Raw genomic sequence first — 19,661 nt, 5'->3', positions numbered from 1 at the left:
CGCCGTCACTCCTCGCCGTCACTCCTCGCCGTCGCGCCCGTCGTCGTCGCCGTCGCGGCGGCGGGTGTCGCGTTCGTCCCTCAGCTCCTCGGCGAGCTGCCTGGCCCAGGCCAGCCGCTCCTCCTCGGGCAGGTCGAAGTAGCCTTCCGGCAACGCGGCGTAGGTCTTACGCCTCCTCAAGAAAGCCACCGGTTCCTCCCGTGTCGATATAGCCGCGGGTCCTCACATCGTAGACGGCGATCTGGTCGGTCTCCCTGGCCAGCTTGATCGCCGTCCTCCTCCGCGGGATGTTCCTGGACGGTTCGAGCCACACCTTGCCGTCCTCGATCCAGCAGCCGAGGTAGATGTCGCGGCGCTTGTCGAAGACGTCCCGGTTGTCGCGCAGGTAGCGGTCGATGGCCCGGGCGGCGGCGTCCGGGTCGTCGAGGACGCTCTCGGGGAACTGGGCGGTGCGGCCGGTCGTGGCCACCATGTAGCCCCTGGCCGGCGGGCGGCCGGTGACCGGCGACCAGGAGAAGCCGCCGCTGCGGCGGGCGTCCCTGATCAGGTTGCCGAGCGGGACCGGTCGCGCGCCGCGGAAGAACCGGGCGGCGCGGCGGGCGATGAAGCCGGCCGCGCCGGACGGGAGCCTAGGCAACCAGCACCCGCGCGGTCCGGTGGCGGGCGAGGTCCAGCAGCAGGCGGGTCAGCCGCTCGGCGGCCGGCAGGGTCAGCAGCGAGCCGCCCGAGGTGGCCGCGGCCGTGGCGGCGGCCACCCGGATCCTGGCGAGCAGCGTGACGAGCTGCACGATCATGTGGATCTTGAGTGCGAGCACCAGCGCGGCGCAGAGCACCAGGCAGAACGCGACGACCCGGGAGCCGGTGACGCCCTCGGCGACCACCGTGCGCGGGGCGTCGCCGCCGCGCCACCCGCGCAGGAACGCCTCCACCGCCTCGCCCGCGTTGCCGCGGCGGACCGCGTCGGCGGCCTCGTCCGCGCGGCCGGTGACGCCGGAGAGCCGGGCGCCGAAGCCGAGCCAGGACAGCGCCAGCCGGTACAGCGCGTCCTCGTCCGCCTCGGGCCAGTGGTGGCCGAGCTCGTTGAGCAGGAACGCCAGCTCGGCGGGCAGTCTCAGGCCCACGGCAGGCTCCCGATCACCGTCCGGGTGTCCGTCTCGGCGCCCTCGTACGTGGCGGCCATCGAGGTCAGGCCCGCGCCGTTGCCGCCCAGGGCGCGCACCGCGCTCTCGACCGAGCCGGTGGCGATCTCCTGGATCGCCGCGCAGGCCGCCGCGATCATGGCACTGATGTCGTCGTTCCGCGGGATGACGCCGTCCGTGCGGACGGCGGCGAGCAGCTCGTCGAAGGCGGCCCGCACCTCGGTCGCGACCTCGCCCAGCTCGGTGCCCGCGCTGTGCAGGACGGTCCTCCTGAACTCCATGCCCTCACTCCTCGATGCGCCGGTCGAGCTGCCGCAGCACGTCGCCGACGGTGCCGGCGAAGACGCCGAACCGGTCGGCCGCGTACGCCTGCAGCTCGCGTAACTCCGCCGACAGGGCCGCCAGGCCGGGGGCGGCCCTGTCGCCCGCCGCGGCGGCCACGCCGTCCAGGGCCTCGTTCACCGTGCGCTGGAGCAGCGCGGCCAGCTGCTCGGACTCCAGGCGGCGGACCCGCGGGTTCAGCGTCAGCGACCGCAGGCGGACCCCTTCGGGCGTCAGGACGGCCGCCGCGCGGACCAGCCCGTCGCGGTCGGCGGCCTCGTGCCGGACCTCGGGCGGCTCGGCCGGCTCGGCCGCCCGGGCCGCCTGCTCGGCGGCGCGCGCCGTCGTCTCGATGAGCCGGTCGAGGTCCGCCGCCCCCAGGTCCTCCGCTCCTAGCCCGCCGGTCATCGGCCCGCCTCCGCCAGCGCCTGCCCCACCCGGTCGAACAGCCGTTTCGGCTCGCCGCCGCGGGGCTCGCCGGCCAGCAGGAGCCGCGCCCCGGCCAGGACGGCGCGGACGGCCCGCGCCCGCAGGTCCTCGGGCAGGCTCTCGATGTCGCTGACCCGGGAGAACCCGATCACCCGGCGGGCCGCCTTGGCGGCGGCGAACGGCGCCGCGTCGGCGTACACCTGGGCGAGGTAGCGGTCGAGGTCGATGACGCGCGGGTCGGCGCGGTCCGGCCACAGCGCCGTGAACTCGTCGGCGAAGCCCCGCCAGGTCTCGGCCGCCTGCGCAAGCACCCACGCGGCGTGGCCGTCGTCGCCGAGGACGAGCGCGCGGGCGGCGGCCAGCACGTAGTTGCCCCAGAGCGCCCCGACGTCGAACCCGACCGGGCCGTAGAAGGCGAACTCGACGTCGAACGCCTTGGCGGAGCGGGGCTCGTCGCGCACCAGCACGGAGCCGGTGTGCAGGTCGCCGTGGATCAGCGCCTCGGCGTGCGTCATGAAGGCGAGCTTGGCCGCGCCGACGGCGGCCCGCACGGCGGGGTCGCCCGCGTAGGCGGCCACGTCGGCCTCGTTGGCCGGCAGGATGCGGTTGTGCTCGTGGCGGATGTACGGCTCGGTGAAGACCAGGTCCTCGGTGATCTCGCACAGCTCGGGGTTGGCCGCGCCGGCCAGCGCCGCCTTGTGGCCCTTCGCGCCGAGGCCGAACACCGACGTGCCGAAGGCCACCTTGGCGACATACCGGCCGAGGTCGGCGGCGGCGCCCTCGTGGCGCAGGCCCTCGTTGAGCGCGCCCCGCCACACCCGGTGGTCCGACAGGTCCTCGATGGCGATGACGTGCCGCTCGGGGTCGGCGTCGTGGATCTCGGGCACCAGGCCGGGGGCGACCCGGTTGTGCACGCGCAGCGCCCGGGCCTCGACGCCGTTGCGCTCGGGCGTGACGGGCCAGGTGGGGTCCACCCGCACGTAGGGCAGCGCCTGCTTGAGCACCAGCCCGCCGTGCTCGGCCGCGGCGACGAACACCAGGTTGAGGTTGCCGTCGCCCACCTCCCGCACCCGCGACACCGCGCCGAAGCGGGCCAGCGCGGGGCGGGCGGCGACGTAGCCGGGCACCGTGTCCACGGTGAGGAGCTCGTAGCTCACCGGATCCTCCTGAGGGTGTAGCTGGTCACCAGCGCGCCGACGAGCAGCGCGCCCTGGACGAAGGTCTGGGCGTAGTACGGGGCGTTCAGCATGGTCAGGCCGTTGATCATGACGCCGATGAACAGCGCGCCCACCACGGTCCCGAGAGCGTTGGGCCGGTTGGCGCCCAGCACCGCGAACCCGATCAGCGCCGCCGCCACCGACTGCAGCAGGTAGGGGTCCCCCGCGCCGACGTCGCCCCTGCCGAGCCGGGCCGACAGCAGGATCCCGGCGACCGCGGCGCACACCCCGGACACCGCGTACGCCAGCGCCCGGTAGCGGGCCACCCGGATGCCGGCCAGCCGCGCCGCCTCCGCGTTGCCGCCGATCGCGTACAGGGCGCGGCCCCAGCGGGTGTGGTTGAGCAGCACGTACACGGCGGCGGCGAGCAGCGCGAACACCACGACCGGGACCGGCACGGACCCGATCCGGCCGCTGCCGAGCCAGGCGAAGCCCTCGGTGTAGCGGCCCTGGGCGGGCGCGCCGTCCACCGTCATGCCGGCCGCGACCGACTGGCCGCCGGTGACGATCAGCGCCAGGCCCTGGAACAGGAACAGCGTGCCCAGCGTCGCCACCAGGTCGGGAACCTTGGCGACCACCGTGAGCAGCACGTTCACGGCGGCGACGAGCAGGCCGGTGAGCAGGCCGGCAACGATCGCGGTGCCGCCGGTCAGGTTGAACCGGACCATGGCCAGGGCGGTGACCATGACCACGGCCCCGACGCAGGCGCCCGCCGACAGGTCGAAGCCCCCGGTCGTCATGGAGACGGTGACGCCGAGCGCGACGATCCCGACCACGGCGACGGACTGCAGGACGACCAGGGCGTTGGGGTAGGTGGCGAAGGCGGGCCGCAGCACGGAGAACAGCACGGCCATCGCGGCCAGCACGACCAGCAGGCCGTAGCGGTAGGCGAGCGCGGCGGCCCGGGAGGCGGTGGTCCCGCCCGCCGTCACCGGCCGGCCGCCGGTCCTCGCGGTGGCGGTCATCGGCCCTCCTCCCCGCCGGCCGCGCGGGTGGCGGGGCCGGCCATCAGGGCGGCCAGCCGTTCCTGCGTGGCCTCGGCGATCGGCAGCTCGCCCGCCGGGGCGCCCTCGTGCAGGACGAGGACCCGGTCGGCCAGGCCGTACAGCTCCTGCGGGTCGGAGGTCGCCACCACGACGGCGGCCCCGAGGGCGGAACCCGCGGCGCCGTGCGCGGGCTCGCCGGGAGCCGGGGCGACGGCCGTGCGGGCACGGTCGCCGGGAGCCGGGGCGGCGGCCGTGCGGGCGCGTTCACGCACGACGCGGGCGATGTCGGCGCGGGCGGAGACGTCCACGCCGCGGAACGGCTCGTCGAGCACCAGCAGCCGCGGCTCCCCCTCCAGCCAGCGGCCGACCACCACCTTCTGCTGGTTGCCGCCGGACAGCGCCTCGATCGGCGCCTCCTCCCCGGGGCCCCGCACCCCGAACCGGCCGGCGACGCGCCGCGCGGCGGCCGTCTCCGAGCGGCGCGCCAGCAGCCCGGCGCGGCTGTGCCGACGCAGCCACGGCAGCGTGACGTGCGCCCGCACCGGCCAGCCCGGCACGATCGCCTGGGCCGCGCGCTCCTCCGGGGCGAAGGCGACGCCCCGCCCGATCGCGTCCCGGGGGTCCTTCGGCCGGTAGGCGGCGCCGTCGAGCGTGAGCCGCCCGGACACCAGCGGCCGGACCCCGCCGAGCTGTTCGAGCAGCTCCGTCTTGCCGGCCCCGACCAGCCCGGTCACCCCCAGCACCTCGCCCGCGCGCACCCGGAACTCGAACGCGCGGCCACCGGGCACGGCCCGGACCTCCTCGGCGACCAGCACGTCCGCGCCCGGCACCGCGCCCGGGGACGGGGACGCGCCCGGGGACGGGGACGCGCCCGGGGACGGGGACGCGCCCGGGGACGGGGACGGGCCGGCGGGCGCCGGGCCGGGGCCGAGCATGGCGGCGACGATCGCCGTGCGTTCCACGGGCGCGGCGGCCAGCGCCCCGTCCCGGAGCACCAGCACCCGGTCGCACAGCTCCTCGATCTCGGCCAGCCGGTGCGACACGTACAGGACCGCGACGCCGGCGGCCGCCGCCGCCCGCAGCCGCCCCGCCAGCGCGGCGGCCTCGACGGGCGACAGCGTGGAAGTGGGCTCGTCCAGGATCAGCAGGCGGGCGCGGCGGGCCAGGGCGCGGGCGATGACGAGCTGCTGCCTGGCGCTGGCGGGCAGGCTCTCGACCGGCGCGTCCAGGGGCAGGCCGAGCCCCGGCGCGACGGCCGCCGCGGCGGCCCGGACGCGCCCGCGGGTCTCGAACCAGCTCCGCCGGGCCGATGATCCGGCGAGCGCGTCGAGCGTCAGGTTCTCGGCCACGCTGGCGCCGAGGACCACGCCGTCGTCGATGTTCTGGTGGACGGTCTGGACGCCCGCCGCCTGCGCCTCCAGCGGCCCGCCGAACGTCAGCGGGCGGCCGTCCCAGGACAGGGTGCCGGAGGTCGGCGCGGTCGCGCCGGACAGGATCTTGATGAGCGTGGACTTGCCCGCGCCGTTGGTGCCGATGAGCCCCGTGATCTCGCCCGGCCGCAGGCTGAGACTGACCGAGGACAGGGCTTCGGTGGCGCCGTACACCTTGCTGAGGGACGTGGCCGCGAAGGTCACGACGACGCCCACGGCACGCGCGCCACCTCGGGCGTGGTCAGCTCCGGGAAGGCGCGGGTGAGCTGCTCGACGCTGGTGATCCCGGCGTCGCGCAGGCCCTTCTGGGTGATCAGGGCCGGCGGCACGGTGAGCGCGTGCTCCACCGGGGAGCCCGCTACCAGCAGGGTGGCCGCGCGCACCGCGACGCGGCCGACGTTGGCCGGGTCGGTGGCCGAGGTGGCGGCCCACGGGCTGCCGGTCTCGGTCATGACGGCGATGTCGGCGGTCGAGACGTCCGCGCCGTAGATCTTCACCCGGTCGGCGAGGCCGAGCTCCTTGACGGCGAGCGCGGCGCCCTTGGCGAACTCGTCGTAGGGCGCGAAGATCGCCTTGACGCCCGGGTTGGCCTGGAGGGCGGCCTTGGCCTGGTCGGCGACCGCGGCGGCGGTGGAGCTGTTGACGACGCCGATCTGCGCCACCTGCTTGATGCCGGGGTTGTCCTTCTTGAACCGCTCCCAGGTCTCGTTGCGCCGGTCCAGCGGCGCGAACCCGGCGACGTACACGTAGACGATCTCGCCGTTGCCGCCCGTGCCGGCCTTCAGCGCGCCGAGTGCCTGCTCGGCGATGCGGTGGTCGTCCTGGGTGAGGGCGACGGCCTCGGGCGAGCCGGGGTCGACGTCGAAGGCGACCAGCGGGATCCCGGCGGACACCGCCTTCTTGATCGCCGGCTGCACGGTCTGGGCGAAGCCGTGGTCGACGATGATCGCGTCGGCCTTGGCGGTGACCGCCTGCTCCAGGTTGAGCGCCTGCTTGTCGTTGTTGCCGTCGCCGCTGGAGACCTCCAGCCGTACGCCGAGCGTTCTGGCCTCGGCCTGCGCGCCGGCCAGCCACTGCTCGAAGTAGTCGCCGGAGGACAGCTGCCGCACCAGGGCGATGCGGACGTCGCCCGCCGCGATGCGGGCGGGGACAGTGGCGGACACAGTGGCGGGCGCAGTGGCGGGTGCAGTGGCGGACGGCGAGGCGGCCGTGGGAAGGGACGGGGCGGGCGGGGCGGCCGGCGTGCCCTGCGAGCAGCCGGCCAGGGCGAGGAGGGACACCACGCCCACGAGTCGTGCGAGGTTCACACCGCGGACTATATCCCACATTTCATGCAAGTATTGTAGGCTTTTGTGCCATGACCTACCTGACCGTTTACACCGACGGCGAGCGCCCCGAGACTCTGCTGGAGACCGAGGACGCGGCGGAGATCGCGGCGGCGCTCAAGGAGATCGACGTGGTGCTGCGCCACTGGCAGGTCGCCGAGGGCCTGCCGGAGAACGCGGGCCAGGAGGACATCCTGGCCGCCTACGCCGCCGAGGTGGAGCGCGTCATCGCCGAGGAGGGCTACACCTTCGTCGACGTCGCCCAGCTCCACCCCGACGACTCCCCTGACTGGCCGGAGCGGGCCGCCGCGGCCCGGCAGAAGTTCCTCAGCGAGCACACGCACGACGACGACGAGGTCCGCTACTTCGTCTCCGGCTCGGGCATCTTCTACCTGCACGCCGGCGGCAAGGTGCACGCGGTGCTGTGCGAGGCGGGCGACCTGCTCAGCGTCCCGAGGAACACCACGCACTGGTTCGACATGGGCACCAGGCCCGACTTCACCGCCATCCGCTTCTTCCACGACGACGACGGCTGGATCGGCGACTTCACCGGCGACACCATCGCCTCCCGCATCCCGGACTTCGACACCATCACGGCCGCCCGCGCCGCCCGGGCCCGGTGAGACCTGCCGGGGGGAGCCCGCGCGGAGCTCCCCCCGGCACCGATCATCCCCGCGTCCAGGACGGCGGGCGGGGCGTCACGGCCCGCCCACGACCAGGTCGCGCGCCGGGACCCGGACCGTGCGGAACCCGGTGACGCGGCGCAGGCGGAAGCCGAGCCGCTCGTACAGGGCGATCGCGTGGGTGTTGGTGGCGGCCGCGTGCAGGAAGGGCGTCTCGCCGCGCTCCCGGATGCCGGCGGCGACCGCGAGCACCAGCCGGGTCGCCAGCCCGCGGCCGCGGTGCGCGGGGTCGGTGCAGACGGCGCTGATCTCGGTCCAGCCCGGCGGGCGCAGGCGTTGCCCGGCCATGGCCACCAGCGCGCCGCCGCGCCGGATCCCGAGGTAGCCGCCGAGCTCGACGGTGCGCGGCAGGAACGGCCCGGGCCTGGTCCGCGCGACGAGGTCGAGCATCTCCGGCACGTCGGCCGGCCCCAGCCGCACCACGGCGGCGTCGTGCGCGCCGGCGACGTGCTCGCCGGTGAGCTGCACCCCGGGGATGTTCCCCACCTCCCGCCAGCCGGGCGGGGGCACCGCCGCCGGGCCGGTCAGCAGCACGTCGCCGCCCTCGCCCGCCAGCGCCGCCGCGTCCGCCCAGTCGGCGGGCCCCGGGTCAGGGGGCATGGACGCGAACGGGGAGACGTCGAGGGGATAGCGCAGCACCCGGCCACGCCGCTCGGCCAGGTGCGCGTGCGCCCCGAGCAGCGAGGCCCGCACCGGGTCGTCCAGCACCTCGGAGCCGGCGTCCGCGGCCGGACAGGGGAGGCGCCCGCCGGAGGCGGCGGGGAAGGCGGGCGCGGTCATGCCGCGACCCCGACCGGCGAGGCCGGACCGCCACCGCGCCCGCCGGTCCCTCCGAACACCTTCACGAGCATGAGCCGCGCCTTTCGTTCTTCCTTCCGCCGTCAGCCGCTCCCAGCTCAGCACACCCGCTAGAAACCGTCAAGACCTACTAGTTTAGTAGGTAATTCGCGAGGTGGCCGATCACCTCGCGGGCGTCGGCCTCGATGCCGTGGATGAAGGTGGACCGGCGTCGCCGCAGCAGGGGCAGCCCCAGCGCGTACAGCCCGGGGCCGTCCACGACGCCGCCCTCGTGGCGCAGCCGCCCCTTCCCGTCGAGCACGGGGACGTGCAGCCATCCGTAGTCGGGACGGAAGCCGGTCGCCCACACGATCGTGCGGATCTCACCGCTCCGCAGGTCGAGCCGCAGCCGCGCCGACGCGGGCACCCGGGTCGGCGCGAAACGCTCGGCGGGGCCGACCGGCAGCTCCCGCCCTGCGGCCCAGGCGTCGAACGTGTCCAGCAGGCGCTCCAGCTTGAGGTCGGCGAGCGAGGACACGTTCCGCAGCCCGCCCGAGAACAGCGCCCGCCCGTCACGCACCGCCGCGAGGCGGCCCACCGGCTCGACGCCCATCGCGGTGAGCGCGTTGAGGTCCAGCGTCGCCCGTTCAGGGGTGCCGGCGAGCTGGGGCGAGGGCAGCCGCCGGGCCCGCGCGAGGTCGTCCACCTCGTCGTGACGCTGGTCCCACACGCCGGAGGCGTCCATCCACCACAGCACGTCGCGCCCGCGGTAGGTGCGGGGCAGCCGCACGTGCTCCCCGACCGACAGGACCACCGGCCGCCCCGAGCGCCGCAGCTCGGCGGCGAGCTGCACGCCGGTCGCCGACGCGCCCACCACCAGCACGCCGCCGTCGGGCAGCCGGCCGGGCTCGCGGTAGTCGAACGGCGTGAGCTGCGTCACGGACGGCGGCACCTCCCCGGCGAACGGCGGCAGCACCGGCAGGTTGCAGGCGCCGGCGGCGATCACCACCGTCCGGCAGGCGAGCTCGCCGCCGTCCGTCGTCACGCGGTAGCCGTCGCCGGCCGGTCGTACGGACGTGACCGCCGTGCCGGTCCTGACGGGAGCCCGCGCGGCGAAGCCCTCGATGAACTGCGTCACCTCCTTCGCGGTCATGTAGCCGTCCGGGTCCGGGCCGTCGTAGGCGTGGCCGGGCAGGCGGCTCTGCCAGTTGGGGGTGAGCAGCCGGAAGGAGTCCCAGCGCTCGCGCCGCCAGGAGTTCGCCACCTCGCCGCGCTCCAGCACGACGTGGTCGATGGACCGTTCCCGCAGGAAGTGACTGGCGGCCAGACCGGCGTGCCCGGCCCCGACGACGACGGTCGTGACGTGCTCGATGATGACTCGGCCTTCCGTGCCCGCTTCCCGGGCTCCAGGTCAGAGGTTCAGGCGACGTCGACGGTGACGTTCGTCGGGTTCGTCAGGGCGTCGAAGACGGCCGAGCGCTTCTGCGACTGGGCCACCAGCGCCTCGATGTCCTGCCTGGAGGCGTCGGCGTCGATGTGGAAGGTGACCTTGATGTCGTCGAAGCCGTTGCGCACGTCGGGGTCCGCGCCGAGGATGCCGCGGATGTCGTGCTTGCCCTCCAGGGTCGCCTCGACCGAGCGGAGCTGGATGCCGCGGTTCTGCGCGACGGACGCGACGCCGGCCGTCAGGCAGCTCGCCAGGCCGACGAGCAGGTACTCGATCGGCGTGATCCCGTTGTCCTCGGCCGCGAAGACCTCGGGGTGGTCGGCGTCGAAGACCGCCTCGCGCTTGTGGCTGCGCTCCTCGCCGAGGCCGAAGAACTCCTTGACGGTCGTGGTGCTGTGCACGCCCTCGCGCCAGGTCGAGGAGGCCCGCCAGACGAACCGCGCGGCCTCGGGCGCGGCCTTCAGCGCCTCGCGCGCCTCGAGCAGCGCCTGTACGTTCACTCCGTTGGCGACCGTGGTCATACTCACTCCCTGTATTTCCGGTAGGTATTTGACCATACACTGCCCGTGGCGGTTACCATAAGTCCCATGTCGCAGCCAGCCACAACGCTCGCGGCCGGCGGCGCGGGCAGCAGTGTCGGCGTCGTGGAGACCCGCTACCTCGACCTGCCGGAGCCCGTGCGCCTCGACTGCGGCCGCGAGCTGCACCCGGTCCGGGTGGCGTACGAGACCTACGGCGCCCTCTCCCCGCGGCGCGACAACGTGATCCTGGTGTGCCACGCGCTCAGCGGCGACGCCCACGCGGCGGGCCTGGCCAAGGCGCCGCCGGAGGAGAGCGCCCGCGACGGCTTCGGGGCCGAAGGGCACGGCAAGGGCCTCGGCTGGTGGGACGGGATGATCGGCCCCGGCAAGGCGTTCGACACCGACCGCTTCTTCGTCGTCTCCACGAACCTGCTGGGCGGCTGCCGGGGCACGACGGGGCCGTCCTCCCCCGATCCGGCGACGGGCCGGCCGTACGGGCCGGACTTCCCGGTCATCACGGTCGCGGACATGGTGCGGACGCAGCGCGCGTTCCTGGACGCCCTGGGCGTCGAACGGCTCGCGGCGGTGGCCGGCGGCTCGCTCGGCGGGATGCAGGCGCTCGAATGGGCGGTCCGCTACCCCGGCCAGGTCGACGCCGTCGTGGTGATCGCCAGCACGCACGCGCTGCACCCGCAGGGCGTGGCCTGGAACGCGATCGCCCGCGAGTCGATCCTGCGCGACCCTGCCTGGCAGGGCGGCCGCTACTACGGCACCGGCCGCGCGCCCGACGCCGGCATGGGCATCGGGCGGATGGTCGGCCACATCACGTACCTGTCCGCGCCCGCGCTGGAGGCCAAGTTCGGCCGCCGGCTGCAGTCCTCCGGCGACCTGCGCTACACGATCACCGAGCCGGAGTTCGAGGTGGAGAGCTACCTGCGCCACCAGGCCGACTCGTTCGTCAGGCGCTTCGACGCCAACACCTACCTCTACACCTCACGCGCTCTGACGTACTTCGACCTCGCCCGCGAGCACGGCGGCGGGTCGCTCGCGCGGGCGCTCGGCGGGGTGGAGGCGCGTACGCTGCTGATCGCGTTCAGCTCCGACTGGCTGTACCCGCCGTCGGCGTCGCGGGAGATCGAGCAGGCGCTGCGCGGCCTCGGCAAGCCGGTCGAGCTGCAGGTGATCGAGGCGCCGTACGGCCACGACTGTTTCCTGCTGGAAGAAGCGCGGCAGACGCCCGTCATCCGCCGGTTCCTGGAAAGAGGCTCTTCGTGACCGACCAGATCCCCCGTGCCGAACAGGCCCGCGCGTTCGGGTTCGAGACCCGGCAGTTGCACGCCGGGCAACGGCCCGATCCGAACACCGGCGCCCGGGCGGTGCCGATCTTCCAGACGACCAGCTACGTCTTCGAGGACCCCGAGTCCGCGGCGGCGTACTTCAACCTCCAGGAGTACGGCAACACGTACTCGCGCATCATGAACCCGACCGTCGCGGTGTTCGAGGAGCGGGTGGCGAACCTGGAGGGCGGCGCGGGCGCGGTGGCGTTCGCCAGCGGCATCGCCGCGCAGGCGGCCGCGCTGTTCACGCTGCTGCAGCCGGGCGACCACGTGGTGTCCTCCTCGGCCCTGTACGGCGGCACGGTGAACCAGCTCAAGCACCTGCTGCGCAAGATGAACGTGGAGCTGACCTGGGTCGACCCCGACGACCCCGACGCCTGGCGCAAGGCCGTCCAGCCGAACACGAAGGCGTTCTTCGGCGAGACGATCGGCAACCCCGCGGGGAACGTGCTCGACCTCGAGACCGTGGCGGGCGTCGCGCACGAGCACGGGCTGCCGCTGGTCGTGGACAACACGTTCGCGACGCCGTACCTGTGCCGGCCGATCGAGTGGGGCGCCGACATCGTGGTCCACTCGGCGACCAAGTTCATCGGCGGGCACGGCACGAGCATCGGCGGCGTCGTGGTGGAGGCGGGCACGTTCGACTGGTCGAACGGGCGGTTCCCGGTGGTCGCGGACCCGTCGCCGGCCTACCACGGGCTGCGCTTCCACGAGACGTTCGGCGAGTACGGCTACCTGATGAAACTGCGCGCCGAGACCCTGCGCGACCTCGGCGCGGCGCTGTCGCCGTTCAACGCCTTCCTGTTCCTGCAGGGGCTGGAGACGCTGTCGCTGCGCATGGACCGCCACGTGCAGAACGCGCTGGCCGTCGCGGCGTTCCTCGACGGGCACGACCTGGCCGCGAACGTGACCTATCCCGGCCTGCCGGGCAGCGGGTACCGGCCGCTGGTGGACAAGTACCTGCCGCGCGGCGCCGGCGCCGTCTTCTCCTTCGACTGCGCGGGCGGCCGGGCCGGCGGGCAGGCGTTCATCGGCGGGCTGACGCTCTGGTCCCACCTGGCCAACGTCGGCGACGCCAAGAGCCTGGTCATCCACCCCGCCAGCACGACGCACCGCCAGCTCGGCGACGAGGAGCTGCGGGCGGCCGGCGTCGGGCCGGGCACGGTGCGCCTGTCGGTCGGCACCGAGACCGCCGGCGACCTGATCTGGGACCTGGAGCAGGCTTTCGCCCGCGTCGGAGAGGTGACCGCGGCATGACGACCGGACTCGACCGCTACCAGGACCCGCTGACCATCCAGCGCGTGCTGCACGCCACCAGGACCGTCGCGATCGTCGGCCTGTCCGGCAACGAGCTGCGGGCCAGCCACTTCGTCGGCTACTACCTCAAGCGGCACGGCTACCGGATCGTCCCGGTGAACCCGCGCGAGAGGGAGATCCTGGGCGAGACCAGCTACCCGAGCCTGCGCGACGTGCCCGTCCCGGTGGACCTGGTGAACGTCTTCCGCGCCCCGGACGCCCTGCCCGACATCGCGCGGGAGACGGTGGCGATCGGCGCCAAGGCCCTCTGGTGCCAGTTCGGCGTGATCAACGAGGAGGGCGCGCGGATCGCCGAGGACGGCGGCGTCAGCGTGGTCATGGACCGCTGCCTCAAGGTCGAGCACGCGCGCTACGTGGGCCGGATGCACTGGCTCGGCTTCAACACCCGCCGCATCACCTCCGTCCGCTCCGGCCTCCAGTAGCCTGCCCCGGTCCGGGCAGGCGCACGTCCAGGAGGCCGGCGATGTCACGGCACTCGCCCCGGGCGTGCAGGCCGGCGATGAGCGGGTCGGCGCCGGCCGGCCCGGACCGGGGCCGGCGCGCCTCGATGAGCGTGCGCGCCCTCGTCGAGCCGGGCGCGGTGGGGCCGCTCGCCCGCCAGCCGTCCTCGTCCCGCTCGATGCGCGGTGTGGCCCCGATGAACGTGACGACCCCCGCTCTGGCCAGGGCGAGCAGCTCGGCCTGGCGGTCGAGGGGCGGGCCGTCGGCCAGCAGGCCGCACAGCCCGTCGAACCACGGATCGCCCGCCATGCGGGGGCGGGCCGCCAGCAGCGCGCGGATCAGCGCCAGGTCCGGGCTGAAGCCGGGGTCGGCCCGGCGCTGCAGGTCGGCCGCGAGGTAGCCGTGCATCCAGCGTTGCAGCCCGGCCAGGTCGCCGAAGCGCATCCCGTGCAGCGGGCGGGCGAGCCGGTCCAGGTGGAGCCGGTCGGCGAAGCGCGGCACGGACCTGGTCACCAGGGCGCGCATCTCCTTGCCGCCCTGCTCGGCGCGGGCGAACGCGGGCTCGAACTCGGCCCACGTCGTCCTGGTGCGGGACGGGTGGGCGGTGAACAGCTCCCGGTAGTAGGCGTAGGCGAGCTCCTTGGCCGTCGCCCGGCGCTCGTCGCCCTCGTACGGGAACCGCCGCGGCCGGGCCTGTCCGGCCAGGTCGTAGCCGGGACGGGCGTGATGCGGCACGCCGCGCCGGGAGCCGACGTACAGGAGGGGTTCGTGACCGCTGGGCAGGTAGACCGGTTCGCCCTCGCGCCCCCGGGAGAAACGCCCGCCGCGGCCGGCGGTGAGCCGCGGCAGCAGATCGGCGAACGCCTGTCCCGAGCCGCGCACCAGCACGGGCTCGCCCGCGGGCACGCGCTCCAGGCCGCGCTCCTGGTCGGGCCCGGCCGGCAGGTGGAGCAGCCCGTGCCGGGCGGCGAAGGCCGCTTCCGCCCGCTCCTCGGGCCCGGGCCGCTCGCCTGCCGGGGCGGCACTTCCCGGCAGGTCCGTCGCGGGCGCGTCCGGGTCCACGAAATGGACCTCCACCGCGCGCCCGCCGCCCGGCCGGGGGGCGTCGGCGCGGATCCTGTCCACCACGCTCGTCCCGGCCGGTCCCGCGCCGATCACCACGATCGCGCTCACCGCGCGTCCTCCTCGAATGAGTCCGTGTCGTCACCTCACCGGTGGCTCATGATCATGACGCTACACGCCGTCCGGCCTATTATCAACTATCCCTACTGGGTATACATGGAATTGGGACCGCGGGGAACGGGTTGTCGGGCAGGAGCAGCACGCGGCGCGCCCGGTCGGGCTGCCCGGCCGCGTCCAGGTGGAGCAGGGCCGCGCCGATGCCGGCCGCGCCCACCAGGTAGCCGGTGTCCGCGCTCACCTCGCCGGGCCGCACCCGGCGGTAGGCCTGGTACCAGCGGTAGCCGCGCCCGTCGTGGTCGTCGGCCCTGGCCACCAGGTCGGCGGCGAGCGTACGGGCGAACTCCAGGCACGAGGCCCGCCCGGTGACCGCCCACAGCCCGACGAACAGCTCCACCAGGCCGGCCGTGCCGCAGCACTGGCAGGCCGAGTTCCAGTAGCCGGGCGTCCGGCGCGGCGGGGCGGAGCTGTCGACCACGCCCCGGGCCAGCCGCTCCACCCAGTCCAGGTCTCCGGGGTCGCCGGTCACCCGGTGCAGCTCGTAGAACATCCTGGCCACCCCGGCCGCGCCCGAGCAGAACCCGGCGTAGTACAGCTCCCGCGACTGCGGCACGTGGTGCGGGACCAGCGCCCGGTCGCCGCGCGTCACGCTCACCTCGCGCACGAAGGCGGCGCCGCTGCGGGCGGCGCGCAGGAAACGCGCGTCGCCGGTGACGCCGTACAGGCGGGCCAGGAGGAAGGCGATCCCGGCCGAGCCGGCCAGGAAGCCGGGGGTGATCGCGTCGGAGGGCAGGCCGTCGAGGCCGCCGTGCCGGCGGCCGGGCACGGGCAGCCCGGCGATGCGCAGGCCGGCGCTGACGGCCGCCGCCTCGTAGGCCGGCTCGCCGAACCGGGCGGCGGCGCGCAGCAGGCCGAGCGCGATGCCGCCGTCGCCGCGCTGGGCGGGGTCGAACGTCCAGCCGAAACCGTCCACCCGCGTCCGCCCGCCCGCCACGACCCGGTCGGCGATGGCCGCCGCCTCGGCGTCGAGCCGGTCGTCGCCGAGCACCCAGCCGGCCTCCATCAGCGCGATCATCGTGCCGGTCAGCCCGTGGTGCAGGGTGAGGTCGTCCTCCCGCCGCCAGGTGGCCGCCAGCCACCGCGCGCCCTGCCGCGCGTCCTCCAGGTACGTCTCGCGCCCGGTCGCCGCGGCCAGCTCCAGGAAGAACAGCACGACGCCGGCCGCGCCCGAGTACAGGGACCGGGGCCGCGGCCGTAGCGCCGGCCTGCCGTGCCGGTCGGGGTTGGCCCGCCAGTGCCTGCCGTGCTCGTCGTCGACGGCGGCGGACCTGATCCAGCGCGCGGTCGAGAGGGCGGCCGTCATCGGGGAGTGGGCACGAGCGCTCTGGGGGCGGATCTCGTCCAAGCTCATGGCGGGGACTATGGCACATCTCCGGAGCGATTTCGGCTATTTCCCGTAAACCTAGTAGGAAAAGTTGACTTATCCGTGAGTGTCGCCGTAGCTTCGTGGGCATGAACTCCCCGACCGCCCTCCCTGGCCGGCGAGGGCGGCCGGCGATCCGCAGGGTCGTGGTGCGCGTGCTCGCCGGGGCCGCGCTGCTCGGCCTGTGGCAGCTCGCCGCCGCCGCGGCGGCCAACCCCTCCTTCGTCCCCGCCCCCGGCGCCGTGTGGGAGCAGCTCCTGCGCCTGTCCACGACGCACGACGGCATCCGCGGCTACAGCGGCAGCCTGCTGCTGGAGCATCTGGGCGTCAGCCTGCGGCGCATCCTCGCCGGCTCCGCGATCGGCGTGGCCGGCGGGCTGGTCGTGGGCGTCGTGCTCGGCACCGTGCCGTGGATCAGGGTCGTGGCCGAGCCGGTGGTGACGTTCGTGCGGGCGCTGCCGCCGCTCGCCTACTTCAGCCTGCTCATCATCTGGTTCGGCATCGACGAGACGCCCAAGCTGTGGCTGCTGGCGATCGCGGCGCTGCCGCCGGTCGCGGTGGCCACCGCCGCCGCCGTGCACGGCGCCCCGGCCGACCTGGTCGAGGCGGCCAGGGCCCTCGGCGCCAGGCGGCGCGAGGTCATCCGCGACGTGGTGCTGCCCAGCGCGCTGCCGGAGATCTGCACCGGCGTGCGGCTGGCCGTCGGCATCGCGTACTCGTCCGTGGTCGCCGCCGAGACGGTCAACGGCGTGCCCGGCATCGGCGGCATGGTCCGGGACGCCCAGCGTTACCTGCAGACCGACGTCGTGGTGCTGGGGCTGCTGGCCATCGGCCTGTCCGGGCTGCTCATCGACGGCCTGCTCCGGGTCGCCGAGCGACGGCTCATCCCCTGGCGGGGCCGCTCGTGACCCGCCGCACGTCCCTCCCGAGGAAGACCGCCATGCGTCTGAGATTCCTGCTGTCCTTCGTGCTGGTCGCGGCCCTGGCCGCCTGCGGCGACGGCACCGCGTCCCGGGGAGGCGGCGGCGCGGCGGCGAACCGCATCCGCCTCGCCTACCAGGCCTTCCCCAGCGGCGACCTCGTCGTCAAGAACAACAAGTGGCTGGAGGAGGCCCTGCCCGGCTACCGGATCGAGTGGACGAAGTTCGACTCGGGCGCCAGCATCAACACCGCCTTCGTGGCCGGCAGCGTGGACATCGCCGCCATCGGCTCCAGCCCGGTCGCGCGCGGCCTGTCGGCGCCGCTGAACATCCCGTACCAGGTGGCGTTCGTGCTGGACGTGGCCGGCGACAACGAGGCCCTGGTCGCCAGGAACGGCAGCGGCGTGACGTCGATCGAGGGCCTGCGCGGCAAGAAGGTCGCCACCTCGTTCGCCTCGACCGCCCACTACAGCCTGCTGGCCGCGCTCGACCGGGCCGGCGTCCGCGAGTCGGAGCTGACCGTCGTCGACCTCGAACCGCAGGACATCCTGGCCTCCTGGACGCGCGGCGACATCGACGCCGCCTACACCTGGCTGCCCACCCTGAAGGAGCTGAAGAAGAACGGCAAGGTGCTGATCGCCAGCCGCGAGCTGGCCACGGCCGGCAAGCCCACGCTGGACCTCGGCGTCGTCTCCACCGCCTTCCTCAAGGCGCACCCGGACGCGGTGGACGCCTGGCGCAAGGCCGAGGCCAGGGCCCTGCAGCTCATCGCCGACGACCGCGCCGCGGCCGCCGCCGCCGTGGCCGCCGAGCTGAACCTCACCGAGCAGGACGCCGAGGAGCAGCTCGGCCAGGGCGTCTTCCTCAAGCCCGCCGACCTGGCCTCCCCCGAATGGCTCGGCACGCCGGACAAGCCCGGCGCGCTGGCCGACAGCCTCGTCAGCGCCGCGCGCTTCCTCAAGGACCAGCAGAAGATCGACGCCGTACCCGACCTGGCGACCGTCCGGGCCGCCGTCTACACCGAGGGTCTGCCCGATGTCCTCGCCCCCTGAGAGCGCCGTCCAGGTGCGGGACGTCGTGCACGTGTACGGGACCGGCGCCGGCGCGGTGACCGCGCTCGGCCCGATCTCGCTGGACGTCCCCCGGGGCTCGTTCCTGGTCATCGTCGGCGCCTCCGGCTGTGGCAAGAGCACGCTGCTGCGCCTGATCGCCGGCTTCGAGCGGCCGGCCCAGGGCGAGGTGCGGACCGCCGGCGCCCGGCCGGTGCCGGGCAGCGGCGCCGGGATCGTCTTCCAGCAGCCCCGGCTGTTCCCCTGGAAGAGCGTGGGCGGCAACGTCGAGCTGGCGCTGCGCTACGCCGGCGTCCCCCGCGAGCAGCGCGCCCGCCGGGTGCCGGAGCTGCTGGACCGGGTCGGCCTGCGCGACGTGACCCACCGCCGGACCTGGCAGTTGTCCGGCGGGCAGCAGCAGCGCGTGGCGATCGCCAGGGCGCTGGCCGGCGACGACCCGCTGCTGCTGCTCGACGAGCCGTTCGCGGCCCTGGACGCGCTCACCCGCGAGCGGCTGCAGGAGGACCTGCGCCGGGTCAGCGGCCGGACCGGGCGCACCTCCGTGTTCGTCACCCACAGCGTGGAGGAGGCGGTCTTCCTCGGCAGCCGCGTCGTCGTGCTCACCAGCCGGCCCGGCCGGATCGCCCTCGACCTCGACATCCCCCTCCCCCGCACCGGCCTGGAGCCCGACGAGCTCCGCGCCCTGCCCGAGTACGCGGCCCTGCGGGCCGCCGTCAGCCATGCCGTCCGCGACGCCGCCGGATGACCACCACAGAACAGGAGCCCCCATGTCCACACCGCTGGCCGCCAAGCTCACCCTGCGCCCGCTCGGCCCGCACTTCGGCGCCCGCGTCGAAGGGCTCGACCTGGCGCACGCCGGCGACGAGGAGCTGGCCGCCGTCCGGGCCGCCCTCGTCGAGCGGAAGGTGCTGTTCTTCTCCGGGCAGAGCCTCGACGAGGACGGCCAGGTCGCCCTGGGCCGCCGCCTCGGCGAGCTGACCGCCTCCCATCCGGTGGTCGGCGGCGTGGACGAGGCGCACCCCGAGATCTACGCGCTCGACAGCGCCGACAACGGCTTCGCCGACGTCTGGCACACCGACGTCACGTTCATGCCCCGCCCGCCGCTCGGCTCGATCCTGCGCGCCGTGGTGCTGCCGCCCACCGGCGGCGACACGAGCTGGGCCGACAGCCAGCTCGCCTACGAGTCCCTGGCCGCGCCCGTCCGCGAGCTGGCCGACCAGCTGACCGCCGTGCACGACGGCAACCGCGAGTTCGGCTACTATCTGGCCCAGCGGCGCGGCGGCAAGGGCAGTGTCTGGGACGGCGAGGTGGTCACCCGCCTCGACCCGGTGGAGCACCCGGTGGTGCGCGTGCACCCCGAGACCGGGCGCAAGGGCCTGTTCGTCAACCCCGGCTTCACCTCGCACATCGTCGGCGTGTCGGACGCCGAGAGCCGGCACCTCCTCGACCTGTTCTACGCCCACCTGACCAAGCCGGAGCACATCGTCCGCCACCGCTGGAGCCTCGGCGACGTGGCCATGTGGGACAACCGCAGCACCGCCCACTACGCCAACCGCGACTACGGCGCCGCCCACCGCGTCATGCACCGCATCACGCTGCGCGGCGACCGCCCGATCGGGCCGTCGTCCGCCCGCTGAGGCCCGATGACCCGCGCGGGCCCGCCACCGCCGGGTGAGGTGGCGGGCCCGCGCGACTCCCC

The 19,661-nt window shown here is 74.7% G+C and carries 22 protein-coding genes; 8 read left to right on the top strand and 14 right to left on the bottom strand.

The genetic code is table 11. The annotated features are described in order from the left end of the window. Nucleotides 1-18: 18 nt before the first annotated feature. The 9 genes from MF672_RS32190 to MF672_RS32150 are packed head-to-tail and all read right to left on the bottom strand — an operon-like array spanning nucleotide 19 to nucleotide 6,829. Nucleotides 19-180, bottom strand: a complete 162-nt coding sequence (locus tag MF672_RS32190) for a hypothetical protein (RefSeq protein ID WP_242375752.1) — start codon at nucleotides 178-180, stop codon at nucleotides 19-21. Further along, nucleotides 167-637: a hypothetical protein gene (locus MF672_RS32185; RefSeq protein WP_242375753.1), complete on the bottom strand. Its 471-nt coding sequence runs from the start codon at nucleotides 635-637 to the stop codon at nucleotides 167-169. The genes MF672_RS32190 and MF672_RS32185 overlap by 14 nt, the downstream gene beginning before the upstream one ends. After that, nucleotides 630-1,121 carry a WXG100-like domain-containing protein gene (locus tag MF672_RS32180; RefSeq protein WP_242375754.1) on the bottom strand — a complete coding sequence of 164 codons (492 nt, stop codon included), beginning with the start codon at nucleotides 1,119-1,121 and terminating at the stop codon, nucleotides 630-632. Before MF672_RS32180 ends, MF672_RS32185 begins: the two co-directional genes overlap by 8 nt. Beyond that, the gene (locus MF672_RS32175; RefSeq protein WP_242375755.1) at nucleotides 1,112-1,420 is read right to left on the bottom strand and encodes a hypothetical protein; all 309 of its coding nucleotides are present in this window, start codon (nucleotides 1,418-1,420) and stop codon (nucleotides 1,112-1,114) included. Before MF672_RS32175 ends, MF672_RS32180 begins: the two co-directional genes overlap by 10 nt. Nucleotides 1,421-1,424: 4 nt before the next feature. Further along, complete coding sequence (locus MF672_RS32170; protein WP_242375756.1) at nucleotides 1,425-1,868, bottom strand: hypothetical protein; 444 nt, start codon at nucleotides 1,866-1,868, stop codon at nucleotides 1,425-1,427. Continuing rightward, nucleotides 1,865-3,046: an S-methyl-5-thioribose kinase gene (mtnK, locus tag MF672_RS32165; protein WP_242375757.1), complete on the bottom strand. Its 1,182-nt coding sequence runs from the start codon at nucleotides 3,044-3,046 to the stop codon at nucleotides 1,865-1,867. Before mtnK ends, MF672_RS32170 begins: the two co-directional genes overlap by 4 nt. Next, complete coding sequence (locus tag MF672_RS32160; protein WP_242375758.1) at nucleotides 3,043-4,071, bottom strand: ABC transporter permease; 1,029 nt, start codon at nucleotides 4,069-4,071, stop codon at nucleotides 3,043-3,045. Before MF672_RS32160 ends, mtnK begins: the two co-directional genes overlap by 4 nt. Then, nucleotides 4,068-5,738, bottom strand: a complete 1,671-nt coding sequence (locus tag MF672_RS32155) for an ATP-binding cassette domain-containing protein (RefSeq protein ID WP_242375759.1) — start codon at nucleotides 5,736-5,738, stop codon at nucleotides 4,068-4,070. Before MF672_RS32155 ends, MF672_RS32160 begins: the two co-directional genes overlap by 4 nt. After that, nucleotides 5,723-6,829, bottom strand: a complete 1,107-nt coding sequence (locus MF672_RS32150) for a substrate-binding domain-containing protein (RefSeq protein ID WP_242375760.1) — start codon at nucleotides 6,827-6,829, stop codon at nucleotides 5,723-5,725. Before MF672_RS32150 ends, MF672_RS32155 begins: the two co-directional genes overlap by 16 nt. Nucleotides 6,830-6,879: 50 nt before the next feature. Here MF672_RS32150 and MF672_RS32145 point away from each other — a divergent pair, with 50 nt between their 5' ends. After that, a complete protein-coding gene (locus MF672_RS32145; protein ID WP_242375761.1) occupies nucleotides 6,880-7,470 on the top strand; it encodes a 1,2-dihydroxy-3-keto-5-methylthiopentene dioxygenase in 591 nt (196 codons plus the stop codon). A gap of 75 nt (nucleotides 7,471-7,545) precedes the next feature. Here MF672_RS32145 and MF672_RS32140 read toward each other — a convergent pair whose 3' ends face one another. From MF672_RS32140 to MF672_RS32130, 3 genes are all read right to left on the bottom strand, one after another. After that, complete coding sequence (locus tag MF672_RS32140) at nucleotides 7,546-8,310, bottom strand: GNAT family N-acetyltransferase (protein WP_242375762.1); 765 nt, start codon at nucleotides 8,308-8,310, stop codon at nucleotides 7,546-7,548. Nucleotides 8,311-8,458: 148 nt separating this feature from the next. Next, a complete protein-coding gene (locus tag MF672_RS32135; protein ID WP_302893387.1) occupies nucleotides 8,459-9,679 on the bottom strand; it encodes an NAD(P)-binding domain-containing protein in 1,221 nt (406 codons plus the stop codon). A gap of 47 nt (nucleotides 9,680-9,726) precedes the next feature. Beyond that, nucleotides 9,727-10,275: an OsmC family protein gene (locus MF672_RS32130; protein WP_242375763.1), complete on the bottom strand. Its 549-nt coding sequence runs from the start codon at nucleotides 10,273-10,275 to the stop codon at nucleotides 9,727-9,729. A 66-nt stretch (nucleotides 10,276-10,341) separates the two neighbouring features. Between MF672_RS32130 and metX the strand changes: the two genes are divergently transcribed. The 3 genes from metX to MF672_RS32115 are packed head-to-tail and all read left to right on the top strand — an operon-like array spanning nucleotide 10,342 to nucleotide 13,351. Then, nucleotides 10,342-11,550, top strand: coding sequence for a homoserine O-acetyltransferase MetX (metX, locus tag MF672_RS32125; protein ID WP_242375764.1), 1,209 nt, complete (start codon nucleotides 10,342-10,344; stop codon nucleotides 11,548-11,550). Beyond that, complete coding sequence (locus MF672_RS32120) at nucleotides 11,547-12,869, top strand: O-acetylhomoserine aminocarboxypropyltransferase/cysteine synthase family protein (RefSeq protein WP_242375765.1); 1,323 nt, start codon at nucleotides 11,547-11,549, stop codon at nucleotides 12,867-12,869. Before metX ends, MF672_RS32120 begins: the two co-directional genes overlap by 4 nt. Continuing rightward, nucleotides 12,866-13,351: a CoA-binding protein gene (locus tag MF672_RS32115; protein WP_242375766.1), complete on the top strand. Its 486-nt coding sequence runs from the start codon at nucleotides 12,866-12,868 to the stop codon at nucleotides 13,349-13,351. Before MF672_RS32120 ends, MF672_RS32115 begins: the two co-directional genes overlap by 4 nt. On the opposite strand, the gene MF672_RS32110 is transcribed toward MF672_RS32115, so the two are convergent. Both MF672_RS32110 and MF672_RS32105 read right to left on the bottom strand, forming a co-directional pair. Then, nucleotides 13,323-14,543 carry an FAD/NAD(P)-binding protein gene (locus MF672_RS32110; protein WP_242375767.1) on the bottom strand — a complete coding sequence of 407 codons (1,221 nt, stop codon included), beginning with the start codon at nucleotides 14,541-14,543 and terminating at the stop codon, nucleotides 13,323-13,325. The genes MF672_RS32115 and MF672_RS32110 overlap by 29 nt on opposite strands. 82 nt (nucleotides 14,544-14,625) lie before the next feature. After that, nucleotides 14,626-15,960, bottom strand: coding sequence for a lanthionine synthetase LanC family protein (locus MF672_RS32105; protein ID WP_242375768.1), 1,335 nt, complete (start codon nucleotides 15,958-15,960; stop codon nucleotides 14,626-14,628). Nucleotides 15,961-16,061: 101 nt separating this feature from the next. On the opposite strand from MF672_RS32105, the gene MF672_RS32100 reads away from it, so the two are divergent. The 4 genes from MF672_RS32100 to MF672_RS32085 are packed head-to-tail and all read left to right on the top strand — an operon-like array spanning nucleotide 16,062 to nucleotide 19,599. Further along, complete coding sequence (locus MF672_RS32100) at nucleotides 16,062-16,880, top strand: ABC transporter permease (RefSeq protein WP_242375769.1); 819 nt, start codon at nucleotides 16,062-16,064, stop codon at nucleotides 16,878-16,880. A 32-nt stretch (nucleotides 16,881-16,912) separates the two neighbouring features. After that, a complete protein-coding gene (locus tag MF672_RS32095) occupies nucleotides 16,913-17,944 on the top strand; it encodes a taurine ABC transporter substrate-binding protein (RefSeq protein WP_242375770.1) in 1,032 nt (343 codons plus the stop codon). After that, nucleotides 17,928-18,707 carry an ABC transporter ATP-binding protein gene (locus tag MF672_RS32090; RefSeq protein WP_242375771.1) on the top strand — a complete coding sequence of 260 codons (780 nt, stop codon included), beginning with the start codon at nucleotides 17,928-17,930 and terminating at the stop codon, nucleotides 18,705-18,707. Before MF672_RS32095 ends, MF672_RS32090 begins: the two co-directional genes overlap by 17 nt. Nucleotides 18,708-18,729: 22 nt before the next feature. After that, entirely contained in the window at nucleotides 18,730-19,599 is an 870-nt protein-coding gene (locus MF672_RS32085) for a TauD/TfdA dioxygenase family protein (RefSeq protein WP_242375772.1), read from the top strand. Nucleotides 19,600-19,661: the final 62 nt, after the last annotated feature.

Origin of the sequence: Actinomadura luzonensis, from assembly GCF_022664455.2 — a bacterium.
Classification (GTDB): domain Bacteria; phylum Actinomycetota; class Actinomycetes; order Streptosporangiales; family Streptosporangiaceae; genus Nonomuraea; species Nonomuraea luzonensis.
The sequence above is the reverse complement of the archived record's forward strand: the minus strand, read 5'-3'. Positions and strand labels throughout refer to the sequence as shown.